Origin of the sequence: Roseomonas sp. BN140053, from assembly GCF_047690175.1 — a bacterium.
Classification (GTDB): domain Bacteria; phylum Pseudomonadota; class Alphaproteobacteria; order Acetobacterales; family Acetobacteraceae; genus Roseomonas.
Genome location: NZ_JBLLEB010000082.1, coordinates 1 through 2,502, shown reverse-complemented (window position 1 = coordinate 2,502; position 2,502 = coordinate 1). Strand labels below are relative to the sequence as shown.

The following is a 2,502-nucleotide window of genomic DNA, read 5'->3' as shown; positions in this document are numbered from 1 at the left end:
CCGCCTCGTCCGTGACTACGAGCGCCTCCCCGAAACCCTCGCGGGCCTGCATCTCGTCGCCTTCGCCTGCCTCATGCTCAAGAACCTCCTCAACCTGGAGCAGGTCCACAACAGCCTCTAGGATCGGTGCCTCGCTGCGAAAGGCCCTGCCGTGTCCACGGAAGCCCACAGCCCGCGCTTCGCGGAACTCGATGCCTGGAACAGCCTCGACGTGCTGCGGGCGCTGCATGAAGGGCAGCTCGCCGCCGTGGCCGCGGTGGGGCCGGCCCTGCCGGCGATCGCGGCGGCGGCGGAAGCGGCAGTGCCGCGCCTGCGCCGCGGCGGGCGGCTGGTCTATGCCGGGGCCGGCACCTCCGCCCGCATCGGCGTGCAGGACGGTGCCGAGCTGCCCCCCACCTTCAGCTGGCCCGAACACCGCCTGGCCTTCCTGGTGGCCGGCGGCCAGCGCGCCATCCTGCAGGCGGTGGAGAACGCCGAGGATTCCACCGCCGACGCCGAAACCCAGGTGGCCGCCGCCGCCATCGGCGCGGACGACGTGGTGATCGGCCTCGCCGCCAGCGGTACCACGCCCTTCACCCTGGCGGTGCTGCGGGCCGCGGCGGCGCGCGGCGCGCTGACGATCGGCCTGGCCAACAACCCCGACAGTCCCGTCCTGCGCGCCAGTGCCCATCCGGTCGCCGTGGACACCGGCGAGGAGGTGGTGGCCGGCTCCACCCGGCTGAAGGCGGGCACGGCGCAGAAGGTGGTGCTGAACCTGTTCTCGACGCTGGTGATGGTGCGGCTGGGGCGCGTGTATCGCGGCCGGATGGTGGACATGCGCGCCACCAACAGCAAGCTCCGCCACCGCGCGGAGGCCATGGTGGCCGAACTGGCGGAGGTCGAGCCGGCGGCGGCGCGGCAGGCCCTGGACGCCGCGGGCGGCGAGGTGAAGCTGGCCATCCTGCTGGCGCTCGGCTTCGACCGCGCGGCAGCGGAAGACCGGCTGGCGCGGGGCGACGGCAGCCTGCGCGCCGCCCTGGCCGAAGCGTCGCCGGCCGGTCCCGGAACCGGTTCCCCGGCATGACCGCGCGACCGGCCGCCCGCCGCCCCGTCGCCCATGGCCACGTCGCCCGCCGCCACGCCACCCCGCGCGCGCCACGCCCGGCAGCGCCGTGACCGCCGCCCCCGCCGGCCTGCACGCCGCCCGCATCTTCGACGGCGAGCACTGGCACGAGGATGCCGTGCTGCTGTTCGATGGCCCCCGCCTGCGCGACCTGCGCCCGGCCACGCGCGGCCTGCCCCCCGGCGTGCTCACCCTGCCGCCGGAGCTGACGCTGGCCCCAGGCTTCGTGGACACCCAGGTCAATGGCGGCGGCGGCGTGCTGCTGAACGACGCGCCCACGCCCGCCGCCATCGCCACGATCGCCGCCGCGCATCGCCGCTTCGGCACCACGGCGCTGCTGCCCACCCTGATCACCGACCGTCGCGACGCCGTCCGCGCCGCCCTGGCCGCCACCGAGGCGGCCCTGGCCGCCGGCGTGCCGGGCGTGCTCGGCCTGCACCTGGAAGGCCCCTTCATCAACCCGGCGCGCCGGGGCGTGCACCCGCCCGACCGCATCGCCCGCTGGGAACCGGGCGACCTCGACCTGCTCGCCTCCCCCGCCCTGCGCCTGGTGACCCTGGCCCCCGAATGCGTGCCCCCCGAGGCCATCGCCGCCCTGGTGCGCCGCGGCGTGCGCGTCAGCCTCGGCCACAGCGATGCCACCGCCGCCCAGGTGCGCGCCGCCGTGGCCCAGGGCCTGCGCGGCGCCACCCACCTGTTCAACGCCATGTCGCCGCTGGGCTCGCGCGAGCCCGGGGCCGTCGGCGCCGTGCTGGACGAGCCCCGCATCATCGCCGGCATCATCGCCGACGGCCATCACGTGTCCGACGCCAGCCTGCGCATCGCCCTGCGCTGCAAGGGCGCCGCCGGCCTGATGCTGGTCACCGACGCCATGTCCACCATCGGCATCTCTCAACAGGGCTTCGACCTGTTCGGCACTCCCGTCACGGTGGTGGACGGCCGCCCCACCACGCCCGACGGCACGCTGGCGGGCTCCGCCCTCGACATGGCCAGCGCCGTCCGCCACGCCGTATCCCGCTTGGGCGCCACCCCCGCCGAAGCCCTGGCCATGGCCGCCCGTACTCCGGCTGCCTTCCTGGGCCTGGACCACGAGCTCGGCACCCTCCGCCCCGGCCTGCGCGCCGACATCGTCGCCCTGGACGCGGCACTGCACGTCCGCACCACCTGGATCGCCGGCCGCGAACCCCCGGCCATCGCGGGCTGACCGCGGGCTGGTGGCGGCTGGGCGCGCATGGGGGCCTGGGCCTTGGCCAGGGGGCGCTGCCCCCTGGACCCCCGCCGGGGAGTTACGAACTCCCCGGACCCCGCGTTGAGTGCCTCCGGCGGGGGCGGGATGGCCGACGGCAGCCATAATGGACAACGGCGTCCGGCCCGCCCCCGCCGGAGGCACTCATGAGGTC

2 protein-coding genes are annotated in these 2,502 nt (G+C 76.1%); both read left to right on the top strand.

Annotated elements, in window-relative coordinates:
- The first annotated feature begins 151 nt into the window (after positions 1-151).
- The gene (locus ACLIBK_RS25430) at positions 152-1,063 is read left to right on the top strand and encodes an N-acetylmuramic acid 6-phosphate etherase (protein ID WP_415390096.1); all 912 of its coding nucleotides are present in this window, start codon (positions 152-154) and stop codon (positions 1,061-1,063) included.
- An 88-nt stretch (positions 1,064-1,151) separates the two neighbouring features.
- Complete coding sequence (gene nagA, locus ACLIBK_RS25425) at positions 1,152-2,306, top strand: N-acetylglucosamine-6-phosphate deacetylase (protein WP_415390095.1); 1,155 nt, start codon at positions 1,152-1,154, stop codon at positions 2,304-2,306.
- The last annotated feature ends 196 nt before the right edge of the window (positions 2,307-2,502 follow it).